Origin of the sequence: Pseudomonas soli (assembly GCF_021283165.2) — a bacterium.
In the GTDB taxonomy this organism is placed as follows: Bacteria; Pseudomonadota; Gammaproteobacteria; order Pseudomonadales; family Pseudomonadaceae; genus Aquipseudomonas; species Aquipseudomonas soli.
The window spans coordinates 1704993-1720791 of sequence record NZ_CP128543.1 but is presented as its reverse complement, the minus strand read 5'-3'; the positions used below and the strand labels follow the sequence as shown (position 1 = coordinate 1720791).

Genomic DNA, 15799 nt, shown 5'->3' with positions numbered 1-15799 from the left:
CTGACAAGGGAACCAAAGGATGAAACCTCTACCCTGCATCCTCTGCGCGACAGCCCTGCTCTGCGCGCAGCCCATCTGGGCCTGCACACCGGAAGAGGCCACGCAGAAAAGAGAGCAATTGGCAGGCTTGGTGAGCCAGCTGACCGAGCAGAACGCTCAAAAGGCCAAGGAGATCAACGACGAGCTCCAACACATGGATCTCGGCACCGCCAGCAAGGACCTGCCGGACAAGTGCCAGTTGATCGACAAGCGCATCCAGGAGCTGAAGGAGGCGGAAAGGAAAACCTGACCGCGCCCGGATCAACGCCGCTGCTGGGCCTGCATGTACTGACGAAGCAACTGGTTGATGCGGGTCTGGTAGCCGGCGCCCTGCTCCTTGAACCAGGTCAGTACATCGGCATCCAGGCGGATGGTCACTGTCTGCTTGGCCGGCACCCGCAGTTCGGCGCGGCGGAAGAAGTCATCGTCGAGTTCGGGGATGTCCGAGGTATCGACCGGGGCTTGGTCTTGCTCACAGCTTCTGGACGGTTTCGACATAGCGCGTTACCTCACGTCGAGTGGCTCTTCTGGCGGAAATGATGCGGATCACATCACCCTGCCGTTCGGTGTAGGCGACCACGCTGACCCAGGCATTGATCCAGCCCATGCCGATCCAGCGTGCCTCCGGGTACTCGAATCGCTCATCCCGCAGCGCCAGCATCGGCTGACGGAGCATCTCGGGCACATCGTTGAAGTCGATACCGTGCTTGCGGATGTTGAGCTGGTTCTTTTCCTCGTCCCATTCAAATCGCACGGGACAATCGTATTTACAGCTGTACATACGCTACTCCTCCTTGACTGCACATGCCAGAGGAGTGTGGCGCTCGGGCGACAAAATGCCCGGGCTGGAAGAGGGTTTGGGAAATGGGCTACGCGCCCTGGGGAAGGAGGTGAAGCAACCCGCCACCGTTGCAGTGGCGGGCTCATTGCAGGAAGTGCTTACTCAGCTGCCGGCTTGCGCTTTTTCAGCGGTGCCAGGCCATCGGCGCTGGCCAGCGGCGCATTGGCCTTCGGCTTGGCGGACGGCTTGCGCTTGGCGGCGCCCTTCTTGTCGGCGCCCGCCTTCTTCTCAGTCTTTTTCTTCTTGGTGCCGGCAGCCTTGCCCGACGCCTTGACCTTTTTCGGACCGTTGTAGGTACCCTTGACCTCCTTGATGACGCGGCGCTCGAACTGCTGCTTGAGGTAGCGTTCGATGCTCGACATCAGGTTCCAGTCGTTGTGGGTGATCAGCGAGATCGCCAGACCTTCGCCGCCGGCACGGCCGGTGCGACCGATACGGTGCACGTACTCGTCGCCGCTGCGTGGCATGTCGAAGTTGATCACCAGGTCGAGGCCGTCGATATCCAGGCCGCGGGCCGCGACGTCAGTGGCCACCAGCACCTTGGAGCCGCCGTCCTTGAAGCGGTCGATGGCCAGCTTGCGGTCTTTCTGGTCCTTCTCGCCGTGCAGGACGAACGCCTTGACCTCCTTGGCCACCAGGTGGCCGTAGATGCGGTCGGCCAGGGCGCGGGTGTTGGTGAAGATGATTGCCTTCTTGTAGGTCTCGTTGGCCAGCAGCCACTGCACGATCTGCTCTTTGTGCTGGTCGTGGTCAGCGGTGATGATCTGCTGGCGGGTGCCTTCGGCGAGCTGCGAGACGCTGTTGAGCATCAGGTGCTCAGGGTCTTTGAGTACCTTGCCGATGATGTCGCGCAATGCCGCGCCACCGGTGGTGGCCGAGAACAGCAGGGTCTGCTTGCGGTTTTCGCACTCTTTGCACAAGCGTTCCATGTCTTCGGCGAAGCCCATGTCGAGCATGCGGTCGGCTTCGTCGAGGATCAGCACGTCAACGTGGGACAGGTCGAGGTTGCCGGCATTGAGCTGCTCGAGCAGTCGGCCTGGGGTGCCGATCAGCACGTCCGGCACCTTGCGCAGCATTGCCGCCTGTTCCTTGAAGTCTTCACCGCCGGTGACCAGCCCCGACTTGATGTAGGTGAACTGCGAGAACAGCTGCACCTGCTTGAGGGTCTGCTGGGCCAGCTCGCGGGTCGGTAGCAGGATCAGCGCACGGATTTCCACGCTCGGGCCGCTGCGGTCGACCAGGCGGTTGAGCAGTGGCAGCACGAAGGCGGCAGTCTTGCCGCTGCCGGTCTGCGCCGTCACCCGCAGGTCACGCCCTTGCAGGGCCAGGGGAATGGCCGCCGCCTGCACCGGGGTCGGCTCGACAAATTTCAGCTCGGCCACGGCTTTGAGCAGGCGTTCGTGCAGGGCGAATTGGGAAAACACGGGGTAACCTCGGGCAAGTGCGAAAAATTCAGTTGCATAGGGTAACGTTTTCCGTGGCCAGAACCGAATTTCTTTTGGCAACTTTGCGCCGATCCACGCTCTAATAACGCTTCGTACCGCAACACAGACCGTTTCCAAGCCCATGGATATCCAACGCTTCTGGCGTGACGCCCTCGACCTCTGGGGCACGCTCGACCAACACCCGCTGCTGCACGCCGCCCTCGGCCTGGCCGTGCTGCTGCTCGTCTCGCTGCTGATCGGCCGCCTGGCCCGCTTCCTGGTGCTGCACTCCAGCCGCCTGCTGGGGCGCCAACAGGCGCTCAGGTGGCTCGACGACCTGCGTCACAACAAGGTGCTCCATCGTCTGGCCCAGACCACTCCATCGCTGGTGGTGCAGTTCGGCCTGAAGCTGGTGCCGGAGCTGTCGGCCGCCGCCCAGCATTTCCTCGGCAATGTCGCCCTGGCCGTGACGCTGCTGTTCATGACCCGCGCCCTGTCCTGCCTGCTCGACGCGCTGCTGGACATCTACGCCCGCACCGAACACGCCCGCACCCGCTCGATCAAGGGCTACATGCAGCTGGCCAAGATGATGCTGTGGATCTTTGCCGCCATTGTCATCGTCGCTACCCTGATCGACCGCTCGCCATTGCTGCTGCTGTCCGGTCTGGGCGCCATGTCGGCGGTGCTGCTGTTGGTGTACAAGGACACCCTGCTGTCGTTCGTCGCCAGCGTGCAACTGACCAGCAACGACATGCTGCATGTCGGCGACTGGATCGAGATGCCCCAGGCCGGCGCCGACGGCGACGTGGTCGACATCACCCTGCACACGGTCAAGGTGCAGAACTTCGACAAGACCATTGTCTCCATCCCTACCTGGCGCCTGATGAGCGAGTCTTTCCGCAATTACCGTGGCATGCAGCAGTCCGGCGGGCGGCGGATCAAGCGCAGCTTGTTCATCGATGCCGCGGGCGTACGTTTCCTGACCCAGGAAGAAGAGCAGCGCCTGGGCCAGGTGCGTCTGCTCGGCGACTACCTGGCCGGCAAGCGCCAGGAGCTGCGTGAATGGAACGAAGCCCAGGGCCACAACGCCGGGCTGTCGGCCAACCGCCGACAGTTGACCAATATCGGTACCTTCCGCGCCTTCGCCCTGGCGTACCTGAAGAGCCACCCCAACGTGCACCCGAACATGACCTGCATGGTCCGCCAGATGCAGACCACCGCCGAAGGCGTGCCGCTGGAGATCTACTGCTTCACCACCACCACGGTGTGGGCCGAATACGAGCGCATCCAGGGCGATATCTTCGACTACCTGTTGGCCGTGCTACCGGAGTTCGGGCTGAGCCTTTATCAGCAGCCCAGTGGTAATGACATGCGTGCGGGGCTAGCGGCCAGGCCGCCTTTGGTGACCTCGATGCGGGCATTCGACGAGGCCTGATCTTGGGCGGGCGTAGGATCGGGCTTGTCCCGCGAAAAGGCTGATACGGCCATCGCGGGGGCAAGCCCGCCCCACGAATCGCTGACGAACGGAAAGTTTTTCAGCTGTGCACAATGAACTTGTGTTATCACAAATCATAAAGAAACAATTAGTTACAAGTATTTCAGAATTATTAAACGCCAACCTTCGAGAAATACGAATACCCGCCTCTCCCCGCTTCTCCTAACCTGCAGCGAACAGGTCGCCCCAATGACAGGCGGCACGGTATCGGACAAAGGACTGCGAGCAAGCGATGCGTCAGGACATCTCCCTGGAAAAACCACTCGACGAACCGGACCGCAGCGACCCGGCCGACCGCCGCAAGGCATTGGCCGCTGGCAGCCTGGCCCATGGCGTGCACGATGGCCTGACCGACGTAATCTATGTGCTGCTGCCTATCTGGCAGGCGGCCTTCGGCCTGAGCTATGCCCAGGTCGGCCTGCTGCGCGGCGCCTACGCCGGGATGATGGCCGGCTTCCAGTTGCTGGCCAGCCGCGGCGCGCGCAAATGGGGCCGCGAAACCCTGCTTGTCAGGGGCACTGCCCTAGCGGGCTTCGCCTACCTGCTGGCGGCCCAGGCCACGGACATCAATCTACTGCTGCTGGCGCTCATGATCGGTGGCCTTGGCGCCAGCACCCAGCACCCGCTGGCTTCGGCGCTGGTCTCCGACGCCTACGAGGGCAGCGGGCGGGTCAAGCAGGCACTGGCCCAGTACAACTTCGCCGGGGATATCGGCAAGGCGGTCATCCCCGGCCTGACCGGGGTGGTGCTGGTCTACATCTCCTGGCAGACCAATGCCACCCTGCTCGGCATGCTCGGCATCGCCGCCGCCTTCGCCTTGTGGTGGCTGATGCCGAAGAGCCAGGCGCACGAAGCCGCCAGCAAGAAGACCAAGGTCGCCGACGCGACCGGCACCCCAGCCGGCCTGATGGCGCTGATCGCCACCGGCAGCATCGACAGCGGCGTACGCATGGGCTTTCTGACTTTCCTGCCGTTCCTGCTGCAGAGCAAGGGCGCCAGCACCGAGCACATTGGTCTGGCCCTGGCCCTGCTGTTCATCGGCGGCGCCTTCGGCAAGCTGTTTTGCGGCTACCTGGGCGCGCGCCTGGGGCCGGTGCGCACGGTGATCTGCACGGAAGTGCTGACCGCGCTGCTGATCCTGCTGGCATTGGTATTGCCCTATGGCCCCCTGATGCTGGTGATGCCGCTGATCGGCGTGGCGCTCAACGGCACCTCATCGGTGCTTGGCGGCCTGGTTCCGGATTTCGCCCCACGGGAGCGGCGCGACCGGGTATTCGCCTGGTTCTACACCGGCACCGTTGGGGGTGGCGCCCTCGCCCCGGTGCTGATCGGCGCGATATCCGACCAGGCCGGCGTCACCGAAGGCCTGGTGGTGCTGGCCTGCGTGCTGCTGCTGACCTTGCCGCTGTGCCTGGTGATCTACAACGGCATGAAGGGACTGCCGCGCCGCTGATCCGCAACATCGGTCCAGATCGAGAACAACAAGGACGTGAACCATGAGCAACGGACTGTCGCAACGATCCGCGCGTATCAGCGCGCCCGGCACCTCGAGCATGCGCAGCAAGGCCAACGCCCTGCGTGACGCCGGCATCAAGGTGATCAACTTCGCCGCCGGCGAGCTGTCCAGCGACGCCGCCCCGGACATGCGCCAAGGCGCCATCGCGGCGGTCCACGAACAGTGGAACCGCTACACCCCGCCACTGGGCAATCCGCGGCTGCGTCAGGCCCTGGCCAGCAGCGTCAGCCAGCGCCTGGGCGTCGACTACGACGCCGATGAGATCGCGGTGTCCAGTGGTGCCAAGCAAGCCCTGTTCAACAGCGCCATGGTACTGCTCGATCCGGGTGATGAAGTGATCATCCCGCGGCCCTACTGGGAGACCTTCCCCACCCAGGTCGAACTGACCGGCGCCCGTCCGGTGTTCGTCAACACCAAAGGCGACAACCACAGCCTGCGCGGCGCGGCGGTCAAGGCCGCCGTGTCGCCGCGCAGCAAAGCGATCATCATCAACACCCCCAACAACCCCACCGGGGTGGTCTATGACCCGCGGGAACTGGTCGCCATCGGTGAGCTGGCCCTGAAACACAAGCTCTGGGTGATCTTCGACGAGTGCTACCGCAGCCTGCTGCGCGATGGCCAGCAACATCACAACCTGGTCGCACTGCTGCCCGAGCTCAAGGCCTCGACCATCATCATCGACTCGTTCTCCAAGAGCCAGGCGGTCACCGGCTGGCGCCTGGGCTATGCCTGTGCGCCGAAGGCGGTGATCACGGCCATGCACAACCTGCAGGCCCACACCACCTCCAATCCCAGCAGCCTGGCCCAGTACGCGGCGCTCAACGCACTGCATGGCGACGGTGCGCGGCAGTTCGGTGCGGAGGTCAATGCCCAGCTTGATCGGCAGCTGGCTATCGCCACGGCGCTGCTTGGGAAGCTCGAGTCCATCCGCTTTTCGCCACCGCAGGGCGCGTTCTACCTCTACCTGGATATCACCCGCCTGCTCGGCAAACGCTACCAGGGCGAGGCGATCCGCGACGCCAGCCACCTCTGCGAGCTGTTGCTGACCGAGGCGCGCATCGCCCTGGTGCCTGGCTGCAGCAATGGCGACCCGTGCGCCGTGCGACTGTCCTACTCGGTAAGCCCGCAGGACCTCGAGGAGGGCCTAAGCCGCTTCACCGACTTTATAGCAACGCTTGCCTGACCCCGGACTTTCCACCACCCGCGAGAACATGACATGAAGAAAACGGATTTCATGCTGTCATTCGTCGACCAGGCCCTGACCGATGTGCAGGACAAACGGCTGGCCAGCGCCCTGAAAAAAGGCTTCGAGGTGCACGCCGACCTGCTGGAGGGTTACCTCGACACCTACCAGCGCATCACCGCCAGGCCTTGGTCACGGGAAAGCCTGTGCACCTTCTTCTGTGGCTGGCGCAGCCCGGACGGTGCCGCCCATGCAGTTTCAAGCATCATCGTGCGCTTGCTGCAGGAGTCCGAGGCCATCGACGATCCCCAGGCCCGGCTGCTGTTGCTGGACGCCGCCCGTCACTGCGGCGAGATCATCGTCGAGGACATCGGCCTGGGCGAGATGCACGGCCACCCGCACCACTCCAAGCTGTATGCGCGCATGGCCACCGCCATCTGCGGTTCGGAGGACTGGCGTCTGCAGGACCGCTACCTGAACCCGGTGACCAAGGAATTCTCCACCTGGGTAGGCAGCAAGCGGCCGCTCGCCCCGCAACTGGTCGAGGCCATCGAGATGATGGCGATGACCGAGTTGTTCAATACCGGGGAGTACAACGTGATGACGCCCCTGTGGAAGGACTGGCTCAAGGAGGCGCAAGGCAAGACGGCGGGCGAAGCGCATCGCATCGCCTCGTTCCTCAGCGTGCATTGCGGCGCGGTCGAGGCGCAGCATTTCTTCCATGCCACCAGCGCCCTCGAACTCTATTGCCGCGCCACCCACCAGGCACTGGACCACACCCGCATCGAGGCACTGTCCTGCGAATACGTGAAAAGAGCCTGCGAACACCTGAACAAGATGGAGTCGGTGCTCGCCGCCTGAAGAACACCTCACAACAGGGATGAGGCATATGAACGTGATCAAGCGTGACGCACGCATCGACCTGCGGCAGTTGCTCAGTGAAAAAGCCTGCCTGCGGGTACTCGAGGCACACAGCCCGATCTCGGCCATGCTGGCCAAGAGCGTGCGCCTCGGCGCCGGCGACACCAGCCTGGGCTACGATGCCATCTGGTCCAGCTCGCTGACCGACTCGACCCAGCGCTGCCTGCCGGACATCGAGATTCTCTCGCCCAGCGACCGCCTGGAACGGCTGAACGAAATCCTCGCGGTCTGCGACCTGCCGCTGATCTACGACGCCGACACCGGCGGCAAGATCGAGCATTTCGCCATCCATGTGCAATGGCTGGCCCGCGCCGGGGTGTCGGCGATAGTCATCGAAGACAAATGCGGGCTGAAAAAGAACTCGCTGTTGGGCCTGAGCGTGCATCAGGAGCAGGAAACCGTCGAACACTTCTGCGACAAGATCAGGGTCGGCACCCATCATCGCCAGGGAGGCTCGATGATGATCTTCGCCCGCTGCGAGAGCCTGATCCTGGAAAAAGGCCTGGACGACGCCCTCGCGCGCTGTCGGGCCTACACCCAGGCCGGCGCCGACGGCATCATGATCCACAGCCGCAAGAGCACAGGCGAGGAGATCCTCGAATTCGCCCGCCGCTTCAAGCAGACCCACCCGCACACACCCCTGGTCTGCGTGCCGACCAGCTATCCGCAACTGACCTTCTCGTGCCTGGCCGATGCCGGTTTCAATGCGGTGATCTACGCCAACCACATGCTGCGCGGCGCCTACTCGGCCATGCGCCAGGTCGCCACCAGCATCCTCGAGCACGACCGGGCCTATGAAATCGAGCCGGCCTGCATGCCCATCGATGAAATCCTCAGCCTGGTGCCCGGTACACGATGACCACGCCATCGGGGCCGCTGCACGGCCCCTTTGCCGGTTTTGTTCAGGCGGCGCTCAGGTAGGAAACCAGGTCGGTGACATGCCGAGGCATGCGTTCGAAATGCCTGACCAGCATCATGTGCTGCTGGCGCGCCCAGGTTTCATCGAGGCGTCGGGCCACCAGGCCACAGACATCGAGATAGGGCTGCACCGCCGCATCCGATGCGATACCGATACCGACTCCTTCGGCGATCATCCGGCATAGCGACTCGGCCCCGGACACCTTGATCCTGAACTGGGCCACGATGCCATCGATATCGGCCTGCTGCTCGATCAGACGGCACAATGTGCTGTCGGTCGCCAACCCGACCTGCGGGTGGCGCAGCACGTCGCCCAGGCGCAATGAAGCGCTGGCAACCAATGCGTGATGCCTGGGCAGCACCGCGACATAGTTGAGCACCGGCAGGGTGATCGAGGCGCACCCCTCGACAGGGTCGCTGCCGACCACCACGCCCATGTCAACGGCGCCCTCGCGAATGCCGCGCACGATATCCCCGGCCGTGCGTTGCTGCAGGTCGATGGCGACATTGGCGTGATCGGCGAGATAGCGCACCAACCGGCGCTGGGTCGACTCGAATGCGCTGAAGCCTGCGACATACATGCGCATGCTTGCCCCGTCAGCCTCGTCGCGGTGGTCGAATTCGGCCTTGAGCACTTCGAGCTGGCGCAGGATCTTGCGGGCATGGATCAACAACCGCTGACCTGCCAGGGTCAGCACCAGCCCTTTGTGCTGGCGATGAAAAAGCCCCTCCCCAAGCTCGTTTTCCATCGACTTGATGCGCATGCTGGCGGCCCCTGGCGAGAGGCATGCACGCTTGGCGCCCTGGGTCAGGCTGGGGGACTCGGCGATCTTGATGAACAGTTTCAGGTCGGTCAGGTCAAGGTTCACGGTCTCTTCCTTGTAGTGTCAGGCAAATCCATTGTCGGTACGGGCGATCTTGAGCCGCCTGCGTCCATCTTGCCTGTCGCCGCCGGCCGGGCAAAGCCTGCCTTGGTATTGCCCGCGTGAATGACCAAGGCGCCCATGCGGGCGCCTCTTGCGCAGATATCTCAGCGCGACGAGGCGGTCCCCGGCAGCCCTGCACGCGGACCGCCCAAGCGGCTCAACCAGACCGACGCCAGGATCACCGTACCGCCAATGGCCAGGCGCCCCAGCGGCTCGTCCTGGTTCCAGATGAGCAGATTGAGCAGCAAGCCCACCGGCACATGCAGGTTGTTCATTACCGCAAGAGTGCCGCCGGAAACCAGGCAGGCACCCTTGTTCCACCAGTACAACCCCAATGCAGTCGGACACAGGCCGAGAAACAGCAGCACCAGCCACTGTGTGTCGGTGCTCGGCAGGTGCTGGGCATTGCCAAACAGCAGGAAGGCCGGCAATACCACCAGCAACGCGCCCAGGTAGAAATAGCCGAACCGGCGGTAGTGCGGCAGGTCGCTGGGGTGGCGGGCCACCAGATGGCGGTACAGCACCTGCCCGGCGGCATAGGTGAAGTTGGCCAGCTGCAGCAGCAGGAAACCGATGAAGAACTCGCCGGTAACCGTGTCGAAACGGATCACCGCCGCGCCGGCCACTGCCACCAGGGCGGCAAGCAGCGCCCAGGGATTGAACCGGCGGTTCAGGGCATCCTCGATCAAGGTCACATGCAACGGGGTCAGGATGGTGAACAGCAGTACCTCCGGCACCGTCAGCACGCGGAAGCTGAGGTACAGGCAGACATAGGTGATGCCGTACTGCAGCGCGCCGATCAGCAGCATCGAGCGCATGAAGCGTGGTTCGACCTGGCGCCAGCGGGTCAGTGGCAGGAACACCAACCCGGCCAGCAACACCCGCACCAGCACGGCGAAGTAGCTGTCGACATGGCCGGCCAGGTATTCGCCGATCAGGTTGAAAGAGTACGCCTGGATCAGCGCGACGATTATCAGGTAGCCCATGGTTGGCCCTCGTGGATCAAGGCGGGGACCTTAGCGGGTTGGGCCTGGGCAGTTCAACCATGGGGATTGTGGGGCTGCTGCGCAGCCCATCGCCGGCAAGCCTGCTCCCACACCGACCGCACAATTTTCAAGGACTGCGCTGTATCCATGAGCTGGCTTGTCGGCGATCAGGCCAGCACAGGATGCGCACTTTCTGCGAGCAAAAAAAGCCCGGCCATCTCTATGGCCGGGCAGGCACACCCAAAGGAGCAACAAGGTGTCAGGGTTGGGAATTCGTCGCGGCTCAGGCCACCGCGGCCAGTCTGGCCTTGGCCTGGTTCAGGCCCTTCTCGTGGAACTCGCCGCTCATGTTCAGGCCTTCGGCATGGATGAAGTCCACATCGTGGATACCGATGAAGGCCATCACCTGGCGCAGGTAGGGTTCCTGATGATCGCTGCTGGCACCGGCATGGATACCGCCGCGGGCGGTCAGCACGATGGCGCGCTTGCCATTGAGCAAGCCCTGTGGGCCGGTCGGGGTGTACTTGAAGGTGATGCCAGCGCGCAGCACGTGGTCCAGCCAGGCCTTCAGGGTGCTGGGGATGGTGAAGTTGTACATCGGCGCGGCCATCACCAGCACGTCGGCGGCCAGCAACTCGTCGGTCAGCGCGTTGGAGCGCTCCAGTGCCTCACGCTCTGTGGCGCTGCGCTGCTCCTCGGGTTTCATCCAGCCGCCGAGCAAGTTGGCGTCCAGGTGCGGCACGGGGTTCACCGCCAGGTCGCGCACCGTGATCTCGTCGGCCGGATGCGCCGCTTGCCATTGCTGGATGAAATCCAGGGTCAGTTGGCGAGAAACGGAATCCTGCTGGCGGGCGCTGCTTTCGATGATCAGTACGCGGGACATGTGTGCCTCCATCGGCGGTAAGGGTGGCGATTCGATGGAGGTGAGATTAGAGGTTGACCTATCGATAAAAAAGCGTAAAAAGTGGGATCAACCTATCGATTAACCTGTTTTATTCCGCTTTGCAGTCGAGCACGATGCGCAATTTGATGATCTGCCGGTTGAACTTCGCGGTGACATCCACGCTTCTGCCCGCAGGCACGTTGACCCGGCGCACCCTCGGTGCCTCAGGGCCGTTGCGGAAGGTGACCTTGCACGCCGCCGGCACCTGCCCATAGTTGTTGAGGCTGATCGAGCCGATGTCATAGGCCGTGTCGTAGGCGGTGTAGTCGACCTTGACCCCGGTCAGCTCCTTCTCCACGTCGATCGGGTAAGCCATTGCCCCGAGGGGCAGGCACAACAGCAAAGCCGCACAACATTTCTTCATACGGGCGCTCTCCTTGGGAAGAGCGCAGCTTAGGACAACAGGAGCCCTGGATGAAAGCACCGCGCGTTACCCTGGATCAGTGGCGGACCCTGCAGGCGGTGGTCGACCACGGCGGGTTCGCCCAGGCCGCAGAGGCCCTGCACCGCTCGCAATCGTCGGTGAGCTACACCGTGGCGCGCATGCAGGAGCAACTGGGCGTGCCGCTGCTGCGCATCGATGGGCGCAAGGCGGTGCTGACCGAGGCCGGCAGCGTGCTGCTGCGCCGTTCGCGGCAACTGGTCAAGCAGGCCAGCCAGCTGGAAGACCTGGCCCATCACATGGAGCAGGGTTGGGAAGCCGAAGTGCGCCTGGTGGTCGACGCCGCCTACCCCAGCGCCCGCCTGGTGCGCGCCCTGGCAGCGTTCATGCCGCAGAGTCGCGGGTGCCGGGTGCGCCTGCGCGAAGAGGTGCTGTCCGGCGTCGAGGAAGTGCTGCACGAAGGCATCGCCGACCTTGCCATCAGCAGCTTCAACATCGGTGGCTACCTGGGTACCGAGCTCAGCCCGGTGGAGTTCATCGCCGTCGCCCACCCTGAACACGCCCTGCACCGCATGGGCCGCGAAATCACCTTCCAGGACCTGGAAAGCCAGTTGCAGGTGGTGATCCGCGACTCCGGTCGGGCCCAGCCACGTGATGTCGGCTGGCTAGGCGCCGAGCAGCGCTGGACGGTAGGCAGCCTGGGCACCGCGGCGACCTTCGTCGGCAGCGGCCTGGGCTTTGCCTGGCTGCCCCGGCACATGATCGAGCGCGAGCTGCGCGAAGGCGTGCTCAAGCCCCTGCCGCTGGATCAGGGGGGCAGCCGCCATCCACTGTTCTACCTTTACTCCAGCAAGGAAAAGACCTTGGGCCCGGCCACGCAGATCCTTATCGAACTGCTGCGCAACTTCGACACCGCGCCGCTGGACGTGCCCTTCGCAGCCCCCCCGCAAGCCTGAGAGGACCGCGCCCATGGCCGTTTTCGAACACCAAGGATGCCAGTTGCATTACGAGGAACACGGTCAGGGCGAGCCCCTGGTGCTACTGCACGGGCTGGGTTCGAGCAGCCAGGACTGGGAACTGCAGGTGCCCGAGCTCGCCCGCCAGTACCGGGTGATCCTCATGGACATCCGCGGCCACGGGCAATCGTCCAAGCCTCGCTCGGGCTACCAGATAAAGACCTTCAGCGAGGATCTCCTGGCTCTGCTCCGTCACCTGGACACCGGCCCGGTGCACTTCGTCGGTCTGTCCATGGGCGGCATGCTCGGCTTCCAGTTCGCCGTCGACCACCCCGAGTGGCTGCGCAGCCTGTGCATCGTCAACAGCGCCCCGGAGGTCAAGCGCCGCACCCGCAGCGACTGGATCTGGTGGCTCAAGCGCTGGAGCCTGGCGCGCCTGCTCAGCGTCGAGACCGTCGGCAAGGGCCTGGCCGAACGGCTGTTTCCCAAGCCGGAGCAGGCCGAACTGCGGCGCAAGATGGCCGAACGCTGGGCGCGCAACGACAAGCGTGCGTACCTGAAAAGCTTCGACGCCATCGTCGACTGGGGCGTACAGGAACGCATCGGCCAGATCCGCTGTCCCACCCTGGTGATCGCCGCCGACCACGATTACACACCGATACAACTCAAGGAGCGTTACGTCGCCCTGATGCCCAACGCCAGACTGGCGGTCATCGACGATTCGCGGCACGCTACGCCCCTGGACCAACCTGAGGTCTTCAACCAGACCCTGCTGCAGTTCCTCGCAGCCGCTTCCACCCCTCAAGGATCATTGAGCCCATGCTGAAAAAACTTCTGCTCACCGCCTGCTCGGTCGCCTTCGCCACCAGCGTCATGGCCTCGGACAAAACCCCGCATGTGCTGCTGGACACCAGCTTCGGCCAGGTCGAAATCGAGCTGAACGCAGAAAAAGCGCCGATCAGTACCAAGAACTTCCTCCAGTACGTCGACAGCGGCTTCTACAACAACACCATCTTCCACCGTGTGATCCCGGGCTTCATGGTCCAGGGCGGTGGCTTCACCGACCAGATGGTGCAGAAGAGCACCCAGGACCCAATCCGCAACGAGGCCAGCAACGGCCTGCAGAACACCCGTGGCACCCTGTCCATGGCGCGTACCTCCGACCCGAACTCGGCCACCAGCCAGTTCTTCATCAACGTCGCCGACAACGACTTCCTCAATCCGGGCCGCGACCGTGGCTACGCGGTGTTCGGCAAGGTCACCAAGGGCATGGAGGTGGTCGACCAGATCGTCAACTCGCCGACCACCGTCAAGAAAGGCATGCGCGATGTGCCGGCGGATCCGGTCTACATCAAGTCGGCCAAACGCATCGATTGATCCCGCGCCGCACAGGGACGTGAGTCGGGTCGAACAGGAGTGTCGTCACCCATGCTGTACCGTCGTTTCGAGCAGTTGATCGACATCTTCCGCGAGGCGCCGAGCGAGGCGCCTCCCGGCAAGGTCTGGCCCTTCTATCTCTATTATTTGCGCCAGGTCTGGCCGAGCTTCGTTGCCTTGCTGATCGTCGGGCTGATCGCCTCACTGATCGAGGTGGCGCTGTTCAGCTACCTGAGCCGGATCATCGACCTGGCCCAGGGCACGCCCAACGCCAACTTCTTCAGCGAGCACAGTGGCGAGCTGATCTGGATGCTGGTGGTGGTGCTGGTGCTACGGCCGGTGTTCTTTGGCCTGCACGACCTGCTGGTGCACCAGACCATCAGCCCGGGCATGACCAGCCTGATCCGCTGGCAGAACCACACCTATGTGCTCAAGCAGAGCCTGAACTTCTTCCAGAGCGACTTCGCCGGGCGCATCGCCCAGCGCATCATGCAGACCGGCAACTCCCTGCGCGATTCGGCGGTGCAGGCGGTGGACGCGCTGTGGCATGTGCTGATCTATGCCATCAGCGCACTGGTGCTGTTCGCCGAGGCCGACTGGCGGCTGATGCTGCCGCTGCTGGTGTGGATCGCCTGCTATATCGGCGCGCTGTACTACTTCGTGCCGCGGGTGAAGGAACGCTCGGTGATCTCCTCCGACGCCCGTTCCAAGCTGATGGGGCGCATCGTCGATGGCTACACCAACATCGCCACGCTCAAGCTGTTCGCCCACACCGACTACGAGCAGCAGTACGCCCGCGAGGCGATCAGCGAACAGACCGAGAAGACCCAGCTGGCCTCGCGGGTGATCACCAGCATGGACGTGGTCATCACCTCGCTGAACGGCCTGCTGGTGGTCGCAACCACAGGCCTTGCCCTGTGGCTATGGAGCCAGTCGCTGATCAGCGTCGGTGCCATCGCCCTGGCCACCGGCCTGGTGATCCGCATCGTCAACATGTCCGGCTGGATCATGTGGGTGGTCAACGGCATCTTCGAGAACATCGGCATGGTCCAGGACGGCCTGCAGACCATCGCCCAGCCGGTCACCGTCAGCGACAAGCCCCACGCGCCGGCACTCAAGGTCAGTCGCGGCGCAGTGCGCTTCGACCATGTCGACTTCCACTACGGCAAGGGCGGCAAGGTGATCGATGCCTTGAACCTGGATATCCGCCCCGGCGAGAAGATCGGCCTGATCGGCCCGTCCGGCGCCGGCAAATCGACCCTGGTCAACCTGCTGCTGCGCCTGTACGACATCGACAGCGGGCGCATCCTCATCGACGGCCAGGATATCGCCGAGGTCAACCAGGCCAGCCTGCGCGCGCAAATCGGCATGATCACCCAGGACACTTCGCTGCTGCACCGCTCGATTCGCGACAACCTGCTGTACGGCCGACCGGATGCCAGTGACGAGGAAGTCTGGGAGGCTGTACGCCGGGCGCGGGCCGACGAATTCATCCCGCAGTTGTCCGACGCCCAGGGCCGTACAGGCTTCGACGCCCATGTCGGCGAGCGCGGCGTGAAGCTCTCCGGCGGCCAGCGCCAGCGCATCGCCATCGCCCGGGTGCTGCTGAAGAACGCGCCGATCCTGATCATGGACGAGGCCACCTCGGCGCTGGACTCAGAGGTGGAGGCGGCGATCCAGGAGAGCCTGGAGACGCTGATGCAGGGCAAGACGGTCATAGCCATCGCACACCGCCTGTCGACCATCGCCCGCATGGACCGGCTGATCGTGCTGGACAAGGGACATATCGTCGAGAGTGGCAGCCACACCGAGCTATTGGCGCAGCGTGGCCTGTATGCGCGACTGTGGCATCACCAGACGGGTGGGTTCGTCGGGGTGGATTGAAGCCGGCC

17 protein-coding genes are annotated in these 15799 nt (G+C 63.8%); 10 read left to right on the top strand and 7 right to left on the bottom strand.

What is annotated here, in order from left to right; genetic code table 11:
• Positions 1-19: 19 nt before the first annotated feature.
• Positions 20-289 (top strand): hypothetical protein, encoded by a 270-nt coding sequence (locus tag LU688_RS08090; protein WP_094010017.1) that lies wholly within the window; start codon positions 20-22, stop codon positions 287-289.
• Positions 290-300: 11 nt separating this feature from the next.
• Here the strand turns inward: LU688_RS08090 and LU688_RS08085 are convergent, their stop codons facing one another.
• The 3 genes from LU688_RS08085 to LU688_RS08075 form a co-directional block, all read right to left on the bottom strand.
• Positions 301-537 carry a BrnA antitoxin family protein gene (locus LU688_RS08085; RefSeq protein WP_094010018.1) on the bottom strand — a complete coding sequence of 79 codons (237 nt, stop codon included), beginning with the start codon at positions 535-537 and terminating at the stop codon, positions 301-303.
• Positions 512-793, bottom strand: coding sequence for a BrnT family toxin (locus tag LU688_RS08080; RefSeq protein ID WP_094010352.1), 282 nt, complete (start codon positions 791-793; stop codon positions 512-514). The genes LU688_RS08085 and LU688_RS08080 overlap by 26 nt, the downstream gene beginning before the upstream one ends.
• 185 nt (positions 794-978) lie before the next feature.
• Positions 979-2304: a DEAD/DEAH box helicase gene (locus LU688_RS08075; protein ID WP_023631179.1), complete on the bottom strand. Its 1326-nt coding sequence runs from the start codon at positions 2302-2304 to the stop codon at positions 979-981.
• A gap of 142 nt (positions 2305-2446) precedes the next feature.
• Between LU688_RS08075 and LU688_RS08070 the strand changes: the two genes are divergently transcribed.
• From LU688_RS08070 to aepX, 5 genes are all read left to right on the top strand, one after another.
• Entirely contained in the window at positions 2447-3739 is a 1293-nt protein-coding gene (locus LU688_RS08070) for a mechanosensitive ion channel family protein (protein ID WP_094010019.1), read from the top strand.
• Positions 3740-4031: 292 nt separating this feature from the next.
• Positions 4032-5252 (top strand): MFS transporter, encoded by a 1221-nt coding sequence (locus LU688_RS08065; protein WP_094010020.1) that lies wholly within the window; start codon positions 4032-4034, stop codon positions 5250-5252.
• A 43-nt stretch (positions 5253-5295) separates the two neighbouring features.
• Complete coding sequence (locus tag LU688_RS08060; RefSeq protein ID WP_094010021.1) at positions 5296-6498, top strand: pyridoxal phosphate-dependent aminotransferase; 1203 nt, start codon at positions 5296-5298, stop codon at positions 6496-6498.
• 33 nt (positions 6499-6531) lie between these two features.
• Positions 6532-7359, top strand: coding sequence for a hypothetical protein (locus tag LU688_RS08055; RefSeq protein ID WP_094010022.1), 828 nt, complete (start codon positions 6532-6534; stop codon positions 7357-7359).
• A gap of 28 nt (positions 7360-7387) precedes the next feature.
• Positions 7388-8278 (top strand): phosphoenolpyruvate mutase, encoded by an 891-nt coding sequence (gene aepX / locus LU688_RS08050; RefSeq protein ID WP_094010023.1) that lies wholly within the window; start codon positions 7388-7390, stop codon positions 8276-8278.
• A 43-nt stretch (positions 8279-8321) separates the two neighbouring features.
• Here aepX and LU688_RS08045 read toward each other — a convergent pair whose 3' ends face one another.
• The 4 genes from LU688_RS08045 to LU688_RS08030 form a co-directional block, all read right to left on the bottom strand.
• Positions 8322-9206 (bottom strand): LysR family transcriptional regulator, encoded by an 885-nt coding sequence (locus LU688_RS08045; protein WP_094010024.1) that lies wholly within the window; start codon positions 9204-9206, stop codon positions 8322-8324.
• Between the two features lie 161 nt (positions 9207-9367).
• Positions 9368-10249, bottom strand: coding sequence for a carboxylate/amino acid/amine transporter (locus LU688_RS08040; RefSeq protein ID WP_094010025.1), 882 nt, complete (start codon positions 10247-10249; stop codon positions 9368-9370).
• Between the two features lie 283 nt (positions 10250-10532).
• Positions 10533-11132 (bottom strand): FMN-dependent NADH-azoreductase, encoded by a 600-nt coding sequence (locus tag LU688_RS08035; protein WP_023629502.1) that lies wholly within the window; start codon positions 11130-11132, stop codon positions 10533-10535.
• Between the two features lie 109 nt (positions 11133-11241).
• Positions 11242-11556, bottom strand: coding sequence for a hypothetical protein (locus tag LU688_RS08030; protein WP_023629501.1), 315 nt, complete (start codon positions 11554-11556; stop codon positions 11242-11244).
• A 50-nt stretch (positions 11557-11606) separates the two neighbouring features.
• On the opposite strand from LU688_RS08030, the gene LU688_RS08025 reads away from it, so the two are divergent.
• Genes LU688_RS08025 through LU688_RS08010 form a run of 4 tightly spaced genes read left to right on the top strand, consistent with a single transcriptional unit; the run spans position 11607 to position 15791 of the window.
• Entirely contained in the window at positions 11607-12530 is a 924-nt protein-coding gene (locus tag LU688_RS08025) for a LysR family transcriptional regulator (protein ID WP_028693074.1), read from the top strand.
• Positions 12531-12543: 13 nt separating this feature from the next.
• On the top strand, positions 12544-13356 hold the full coding sequence (locus tag LU688_RS08020; RefSeq protein ID WP_094010026.1) for an alpha/beta fold hydrolase: 813 nt from the start codon (positions 12544-12546) through the stop codon (positions 13354-13356).
• Positions 13350-13907 (top strand): peptidylprolyl isomerase, encoded by a 558-nt coding sequence (locus tag LU688_RS08015; RefSeq protein WP_094010027.1) that lies wholly within the window; start codon positions 13350-13352, stop codon positions 13905-13907. Before LU688_RS08020 ends, LU688_RS08015 begins: the two co-directional genes overlap by 7 nt.
• 51 nt (positions 13908-13958) lie before the next feature.
• Positions 13959-15791, top strand: a complete 1833-nt coding sequence (locus LU688_RS08010) for an ABC transporter ATP-binding protein (protein WP_046856649.1) — start codon at positions 13959-13961, stop codon at positions 15789-15791.
• Positions 15792-15799: the final 8 nt, after the last annotated feature.

What these genes read in the sequence shown, in the direction of transcription:
- LU688_RS08090 (WP_094010017.1), top strand. Translation starts at nt 20, where the DNA reads ATGAAACCTCTACCCTGCATCCTCTGCGCGACAGCCCTGCTCTGCGCG.
- LU688_RS08085 (WP_094010018.1), bottom strand. Translation starts at nt 537, where the DNA reads ATGTCGAAACCGTCCAGAAGCTGTGAGCAAGACCAAGCCCCGGTCGAT.
- LU688_RS08070 (WP_094010019.1), top strand. Translation starts at nt 2,447, where the DNA reads ATGGATATCCAACGCTTCTGGCGTGACGCCCTCGACCTCTGGGGCACG.
- LU688_RS08065 (WP_094010020.1), top strand. Translation starts at nt 4,032, where the DNA reads ATGCGTCAGGACATCTCCCTGGAAAAACCACTCGACGAACCGGACCGC.
- LU688_RS08060 (WP_094010021.1), top strand. Translation starts at nt 5,296, where the DNA reads ATGAGCAACGGACTGTCGCAACGATCCGCGCGTATCAGCGCGCCCGGC.
- LU688_RS08055 (WP_094010022.1), top strand. Translation starts at nt 6,532, where the DNA reads ATGAAGAAAACGGATTTCATGCTGTCATTCGTCGACCAGGCCCTGACC.
- aepX (WP_094010023.1), top strand. Translation starts at nt 7,388, where the DNA reads ATGAACGTGATCAAGCGTGACGCACGCATCGACCTGCGGCAGTTGCTC.
- LU688_RS08040 (WP_094010025.1), bottom strand. Translation starts at nt 10,249, where the DNA reads ATGGGCTACCTGATAATCGTCGCGCTGATCCAGGCGTACTCTTTCAAC.
- LU688_RS08035 (WP_023629502.1), bottom strand. Translation starts at nt 11,132, where the DNA reads ATGTCCCGCGTACTGATCATCGAAAGCAGCGCCCGCCAGCAGGATTCC.
- LU688_RS08030 (WP_023629501.1), bottom strand. Translation starts at nt 11,556, where the DNA reads ATGAAGAAATGTTGTGCGGCTTTGCTGTTGTGCCTGCCCCTCGGGGCA.
- LU688_RS08025 (WP_028693074.1), top strand. Translation starts at nt 11,607, where the DNA reads ATGAAAGCACCGCGCGTTACCCTGGATCAGTGGCGGACCCTGCAGGCG.
- LU688_RS08020 (WP_094010026.1), top strand. Translation starts at nt 12,544, where the DNA reads ATGGCCGTTTTCGAACACCAAGGATGCCAGTTGCATTACGAGGAACAC.
- LU688_RS08015 (WP_094010027.1), top strand. Translation starts at nt 13,350, where the DNA reads ATGCTGAAAAAACTTCTGCTCACCGCCTGCTCGGTCGCCTTCGCCACC.
- LU688_RS08010 (WP_046856649.1), top strand. Translation starts at nt 13,959, where the DNA reads ATGCTGTACCGTCGTTTCGAGCAGTTGATCGACATCTTCCGCGAGGCG.